5 protein-coding genes and 1 tRNA gene are annotated in these 6,904 nt (G+C 37.6%); 3 read left to right on the forward strand and 3 right to left on the reverse strand.

Annotated elements, in window-relative coordinates; genetic code table 11:
* Positions 1–291: 291 nt before the first annotated feature.
* The 3 genes from AC1WHX_RS09265 to AC1WHX_RS09275 form a co-directional block, all read right to left on the reverse strand.
* Positions 292–364, reverse strand: a tRNA-Lys gene (locus AC1WHX_RS09265).
* A gap of 71 nt (positions 365–435) precedes the next feature.
* Entirely contained in the window at positions 436–1,239 is an 804-nt protein-coding gene (locus AC1WHX_RS09270; protein WP_009318778.1) for an MBL fold metallo-hydrolase, read from the reverse strand.
* A 72-nt stretch (positions 1,240–1,311) separates the two neighbouring features.
* Positions 1,312–2,019: an SAM-dependent methyltransferase gene (locus AC1WHX_RS09275; protein ID WP_270214256.1), complete on the reverse strand. Its 708-nt coding sequence runs from the start codon at positions 2,017–2,019 to the stop codon at positions 1,312–1,314.
* A 115-nt stretch (positions 2,020–2,134) separates the two neighbouring features.
* Between AC1WHX_RS09275 and AC1WHX_RS09280 the strand changes: the two genes are divergently transcribed.
* The 3 genes from AC1WHX_RS09280 (at position 2,135) to AC1WHX_RS09290 (ending at position 6,295) form a co-directional block, all read left to right on the forward strand.
* A complete protein-coding gene (locus AC1WHX_RS09280; RefSeq protein WP_302544927.1) occupies positions 2,135–3,535 on the forward strand; it encodes a methyltransferase RsmF C-terminal domain-like protein in 1,401 nt (466 codons plus the stop codon).
* A 138-nt stretch (positions 3,536–3,673) separates the two neighbouring features.
* Entirely contained in the window at positions 3,674–4,120 is a 447-nt protein-coding gene (locus tag AC1WHX_RS09285) for a NanQ anomerase/TabA/YiaL family protein (RefSeq protein ID WP_122303946.1), read from the forward strand.
* A gap of 162 nt (positions 4,121–4,282) precedes the next feature.
* Complete coding sequence (locus tag AC1WHX_RS09290; protein WP_302544928.1) at positions 4,283–6,295, forward strand: alpha amylase C-terminal domain-containing protein; 2,013 nt, start codon at positions 4,283–4,285, stop codon at positions 6,293–6,295.
* The last annotated feature ends 609 nt before the right edge of the window (positions 6,296–6,904 follow it).

Genomic DNA, 6,904 nt, shown 5'->3' on the forward strand with positions numbered 1-6,904 from the left:
TAAAAACAAATGTAATCAATAATATCTATTTAACAAATAAATATTATAAAGAGGTATTTTTAAAAAACCGCTACACTTTGTAAATAGGTCAGCAAAAGCAAAAAACAATAATCAAATGAACAGGATGTGATAACGAAATCAAGATAAAAGAAACAATAGCTTTTTATAGTATTGAAAAAAACTATAAAAATATCTTGATAATATTTTCTGCATCGGAAAATTCAGACATACGCTAAAAACATATTAAAAACAAAAAAGCCTTTAGAAATTGTATCTAAAGACTTTTTTCTGTGACCCCGGAGAGGCTCGAACTCTCGACCCAATGATTAAGAGTCATTTGCTCTACCAACTGAGCTACGGAGTCATTTCTTTTGCTGGTTGCGGTTGCAAAAGTAATGCTTTTCAAAAAAACAACAAAACGTTTTCAATAAAATTTTATTCGAAATTGTAATATTCTGAAGGATGATTTCTTTTAAGAGCAACTAACTGAACATCCTTTCCCACACGTATTCCCTCCTGATAAAGACGATATTCCACTGTTTTATAGGCCAATTCGGGATGATTATTTTCCCGGCTCAAATGACAAAGAAAAATATATCGCATATCTTCCGTAAAATTCCGAGCCAAAAATTCTGCCGTATCGGCATTACTCATGTGACCATTCGGGTTAATGATTCTTTGTTTCAAATGCGGAGGGTATGTCCCATGGGTCAACATCTCAATATCGTAATTCGCCTCTATAACCAAATAATTCGCTTTGCGAAGATAGTGAGCCACACCCGGAGGAATATGTCCGAGATCTGTGGCAAAAGCAAATTTCCGGTCTCCGTATTCTATAAAGTAACCGACATTATCCGTACCGTCATGGGGAACTTCGAACGAAGTAATCTTAAAATCCCGAATCTCAAAAGGAACTTCCTTACAGATAGGATGACATGCCGTATAAATCTTTTCGGTCATGCAATAGCTGCGATTCATTCCGGCAAGAATTTCCTTTGTCGTATATACCGGAATAAAATATTTTTCACCCAAACAACCTGCAGACTTTATATGGTCGGCATGGTCATGAGTGATACACAAACCGACAATATTTTCAAACGGGATATTATGTTCTTTTAAGTGCTTCTTTATAGTGCGTATGCCTATACCTGCATCGATCAGAATTCCATATTCGTCATTTCCAAGATAATAACAATTTCCACTGCTTCCGCTGGCAAGGCTCAAAAAACGTAAATTCATCTACAAACTCTCTTTTTGTCTTTGAAGTCTACAAAGATAATTCTTTTGCGTCAAAAAAAGAGGATCGCCAAACTATTTATAAAGTAAAAAGATACACGGCTTTTTACCCAAATCAGGCTTTACCTTATTCCATTCCTTTAATGTCAAGGTACGGATATACTCATCTTCACACGTAATATTCGCTGCAATACACAATTTAGTGAGAGGATTGCATGTCTTTATAAAATCATCTATAATACGACTGTTCCGATAAGGTGTCTCTATGAATATCTGCGTCTCATTCTCGGCATAGATACGATGTTCCAGATTCTTAAGCATCCGAGCCCGTTCTCCCGCATCTATCGGCAAATAGCCGTGAAAAGCGAAACTTTGACCGTTAAATCCAGAAGCCATCAATGACATCAAAATAGATGACGGACCGACTAAAGGAACTACCTTATATCCGGCTCGTTGAGCAATCGCCACGACATCCGCACCGGGATCGGCAATTGCCGGACATCCGGCTTCCGAAATAATTCCGACGGAAAAACCTGCCGCTAATGGCGTCAGATAATCCGAAACCTCTTCAGGACGTGTATGTCTGTTCAATGTATAAAATGTCAAGGAATCTATATTGATTTCCGGATTCGACTTTTTTAGAAAACGACGTGCCGTACGGATATTCTCCACTATAAAATGAGAGATACCGGATATTATCGTATTATTATAAACCGGCAATACTCGATCTACCGGCGTGTCTCCCAATGTTACAGGGATCAGATAAAGTGCTGCTGAATGCATAGATACAATACTCTTTGCGACAAAGGTAAAGATTTCCCGGCACTTATCATAAATGCAAAACCGTTTCTTTATATCCGAAAAGTATGTAATTTTGTGCAAATAACAGAAACACGACATGGAATTACCTCTTGCTTTTACCGACCGAACAAAAAATTTATTGAAAGACGAATATCCGGCTTTTGAAAAAGCTCTGCGAGAAGAATCTCCGATAAGTATCCGGCTAAATCCTTTAAAAACCAATTCCGGATTATTCGGGCAAGAGCAAGTTCCTTGGTGCAAAAACGGTTATTACCTGCAAGATCGTCCCGCATTCACATTCGACCCTCGATTCCATGCCGGAGCTTATTATGTGCAAGAAGCTTCGTCCATGTTTCTCGATTATGTCATCAGACAGCATATAATCCGACCGGTTCGTTATCTCGACTTATGCGCTGCTCCCGGTGGAAAAACGACATTGGCTCTATCAGCTCTGCCCGAAGGCAGTCTGGTCGTCTGCAATGAAATAGTCCGCAATCGTGCGCATGTTCTTGCAGAGAACATTATCAAGTGGGGGAATCCGTACTGTATCGTCACGAATAACGACTCGGCGACGTTCAATTCACTGAAACACTATTTCGACGTTATTCTCACCGATGTTCCTTGTTCCGGAGAAGGCATGTTTCGCAAAGATCCGGTGGCTGTACAAGAGTGGTCTGCATCGAATGTCGGACTATGTTCGGAACGTCAAAAAGAAATACTGCACAATATCTGGGATGCTTTACGTCCCGGTGGTATACTGATATACAGTACTTGCACCTACAACACCGATGAGAACGAACTCATAGCCGATTATATACAAAATAGATTGGGAGCTACACCTCTACCGGTAAAAACAGATCCGGAATGGGGTATCCATAAAGAGTTGACCGGTACTGTTCCTTGCTACCGGTTTATGCCGCATGTTACTAAGGGAGAAGGTCTTTTCATGACCGTATTCCGCAAATCAGAGAGCGAAGATATTATTCCAAGAGAGAGGCTACAGAATAGAATATCAGCAAAAAAGAACAAGAATCGGAATGGATGTTCTATTCCCGATAATATCAGATCATGGATCAGAAACAATGAAAAGTTCTTTTTCAGTTCTAACGCAAATTCGATATTCGCATTTCCGTCAGAATATTCAGAAGACCTGCCCCTGTTCGAGTCCCGGACAAATGTTATACATGCAGGAATTCCTCTGGCTTACGCCAAAGGAAAAGCCTATATTCCCGAACATGCATTAGCTTTATCAACATTCCTGAACCGAAACATTTTTCCGGAAGAAGAGCTACCTTTAAACACGGCTCTATCCTATTTGCGTAGAGAGTCTTTTCAACTGCAAAGCAATGAACGTGATTATTTTCTACTGACATTCGAGGGAATGCCATTAGGGTGGGCAAAAAATCTCGGAAACAGAGCAAACAATTTATATCCACAAGAGTGGCGTATCCGAAGCGGATACACCCCTACCCAACCCTTACCGATCGCTTTTAAATGAAAAATTAATAACATGCAAGTAGATAATAAAAGATCAGGAAAAACAAGGCTTATCTCAAATATTTTTATAAATTTGCATAGTTCCGGACAAAAAACAAGATGTCCGATTGCTAAATTAAGACACTAAAAAACAAACATCATGATCTTAGATTCTCTCAGCAACTCAGCTTCGATCGAACAGTTGCACCCATTATTTAAAAAAGCATTCGATTTTCTAAAATCGACCGATTTCTCTACCAAAGAAGCCGGGAAAATAGTTCTCGACGGAGATGATTTATATGTTTCCATAGCAGAACCTGTGGGAAAAAGTAAAGATGCTGCTAAAATGGAAACTCACAATAAATATATCGACATACAGATGCCTTTGACCACAACTGAAACAATGGGCTGGAAAGCGACAAAAGAATTGAAAAAGATAACACAACCTTATAATGAGGAAAAAGACATAACTTTCTTTGCAGATACCCCGACAACCTATATACAAGTGCAACCCGGAGAATTTGCCATATTCTTTCCTGAAGACGGACATGCTCCCGGAATTGCTGAAGGAAACTTCAAAAAAGTTATCGTTAAAGTACGTATATAAATACCGAAACATAGAAACAGTTTCCCGAATTAACTATGTCCGGATTCGGACATAGTTAATTATAAAAAATCGACATTACGTTTTATCTGCCTTTTATAATACCGATATTCTACGATTCTCCTGCAACTTTATTCTATCTACCACTTTAAGATACAAGATATTATGGATTCTCTCAATTTAATAAAAAACGATCCTTGGCTCGAACCTTATAAAACGGATATCGAACATCGATTTCAACTTTCGGTTTCCAAAGAAAAAGAACTGGCCGGAAAAGGCAAATCTTTATCTGATTTCGCAGACGGATACTTATATTTCGGGCTTCACAAAACAGAGCAAGGTTGGGTCATACGAGAATGGGCTCCTAATGCAACAGATATTTTCCTGATCGGAAATTTCTCGGAATGGAAAGAGAATACTAAATATCGCTTTTCAAAACTAAAAAACGGCGTATGGGAGCTTAAACTAAAAACCGGAGAAATAAAGCACCTCGATTTATATAAATTATCGATGCATTGGAATGGCGGTCATGGTGAACGCATACCTGCATGGGCAACTCGAGTTGTCCAAGATGAAAAGACTTACATATTTTCTGCTCAAGTATGGTCACCTTCGAGGCCTTATAAATTCAAGAAAAAAAAATTTAAGCCTCAAATCTCCCCTTTACTGATTTACGAGTGTCATATAGGTATGGCACAAGAAGAAGAACGAATAGGCAGCTACAACGAATTCCGAGAAAAAATTCTCCCACGCATCGCAAAAGACGGATACAATGCTATACAAATCATGGCCGTTCAGGAACACCCTTATTACGGATCGTTCGGGTATCATGTTTCAAGTTTTTTCGCACCCTCATCCCGTTTCGGCACACCTGACGAACTGAAACAGCTGATAGACGAAGCTCATGCTTCGGGCATAGCCGTAATCATGGATATAGTACATTCTCACGCGGTAAAAAATGAAGTCGAAGGATTAGGACGTTTCGATGGTTCTTACAACCAATTTTTTTACGGAGATCACAGAAGAGAGCACCCTGCATGGGACTCTCTTTGTTTTGACTATGGAAAAAATGAGGTAATTCATTTTTTATTATCCAACTGCAAATATTGGCTTGAAGAATTCAAATTCGACGGTTTCCGTTTCGACGGCGTCACCTCGATGCTTTATTACGATCACGGATTAGGAAAAGCTTTTGGCAGTTATAATGATTATTACGACGGAGGACAAGACGAAAATGCGATCACGTATCTTACTTTGGCAAATAAATTAATTCATGAAGTTAATCCTCATGCAATAACGATTGCCGAAGAGATGAGCGGAATGCCGGGTCTTGCTGCGAAAACAGAAGACGGAGGTATCGGGTTTGATTACCGTATGGCTATGGGTATCCCCGATTTCTGGATTAAGATAATCAAAGAAAAGAAAGATGAGGAATGGAATCCTTCTGCAATTTTCTGGGAGCTGACCAACCGACGGTCTGACGAAAAAACCATCAATTATGCAGAAAGTCACGATCAAGCTCTTGTCGGGGATAAGACAATAATTTTCAGACTTATCGACGATCAAATGTATTGGCACATGATGAAAAATGACACCAATATGGCCGTTGACAGGGGCATGTCTCTGCACAAAATGATACGATTAGTCACTTTATCGACTATCAATGGAGGCTATCTGAATTTTATGGGAAACGAATTCGGTCATCCCGAATGGATTGATTTTCCGAGAGAAGGTAATGGTTGGTCTTATAAATATGCCCGCAGACAATGGAGTCTTGTTGATAGAAAAGATCTTAAATACGAATATTTAGGAAACTTTGACGAGGCAATGATCAAATTGGTAAAAGATGTAAAACATTTTGAACAAAGTCCCATCATCAAATTATGGGACAACGGAGGAGACCAAATTTTAGCATTTATGCGAAAAGATCTATTATTCATATTCAACTTCCATCCGTTCAAATCCTTTACCGATTACGGTATATTAGCATCCAAAGGCAGCTATAAAACCGTATTAAATACCGATTCTTATACATTCGGAGGATACGGATTGATTGACGAATCAATCGAGCATTTCACGATTCCAGATCCTCTATATAAAAAAGAAAAGAAAGAGTGGCTGAAATTGTATCTGCCGGCTCGATCTGCACAAGTTTTAAAACTCCAAAAGAGAAAATAATTCGTTTTTAAGCAAATTTTTAATCACCATAAGGATATAATTTTTATATATATAACACTAAAATGCAGAAAATTAATTATATATAATTGTATAAAAGACACTTAAAAATAGGTTATATAACATATATATTTTTTTTGCGAGATTCAGGAAAAAGTACATCTTTGCATGCATTAACCTAGAACAATCTTTTTTACCTTAAAAAATTAATACCTATTGAAAACCTTTAAAAAGGGACTTTTGAGAAAAAGCCTCTTTTTTTATTTATAATAACATAGTAATCAATCTGTTTAATATTTAATTTACTATTAATACACTATTACATTTGATCTAAATTAATAATTATGTTACCCTTTCAGCATCCATTATTATGCACTGTCATAATGAAAATCTTTCGATATAGAATTTATTTGAAATTTCATTCGAAACAGAATAAAAAATCTTCCGAATCGTTTAAGAATACCGTAATAGTAAGTTTACCCAAAATCTCAAAAGAGATAAAAGAAGTAGAAATTTTTTATTATATCCGAACATTAGTGTCCACTAAAAAATCATAGATGTTCTTTGAAATTATTGAAATTCAATTTGTTATAAGTATTTTTGGAGTCAACG

Source organism: Coprobacter sp., assembly GCF_982436375.1.

What these genes read in the sequence shown, in the direction of transcription:
- AC1WHX_RS09270 (WP_009318778.1), bottom strand. Translation starts at nt 1,239, where the DNA reads ATGAATTTACGTTTTTTGAGCCTTGCCAGCGGAAGCAGTGGAAATTGT.
- AC1WHX_RS09275 (WP_270214256.1), bottom strand. Translation starts at nt 2,019, where the DNA reads ATGCATTCAGCAGCACTTTATCTGATCCCTGTAACATTGGGAGACACG.
- AC1WHX_RS09280 (WP_302544927.1), top strand. Translation starts at nt 2,135, where the DNA reads ATGGAATTACCTCTTGCTTTTACCGACCGAACAAAAAATTTATTGAAA.
- AC1WHX_RS09285 (WP_122303946.1), top strand. Translation starts at nt 3,674, where the DNA reads ATGATCTTAGATTCTCTCAGCAACTCAGCTTCGATCGAACAGTTGCAC.
- AC1WHX_RS09290 (WP_302544928.1), top strand. Translation starts at nt 4,283, where the DNA reads ATGGATTCTCTCAATTTAATAAAAAACGATCCTTGGCTCGAACCTTAT.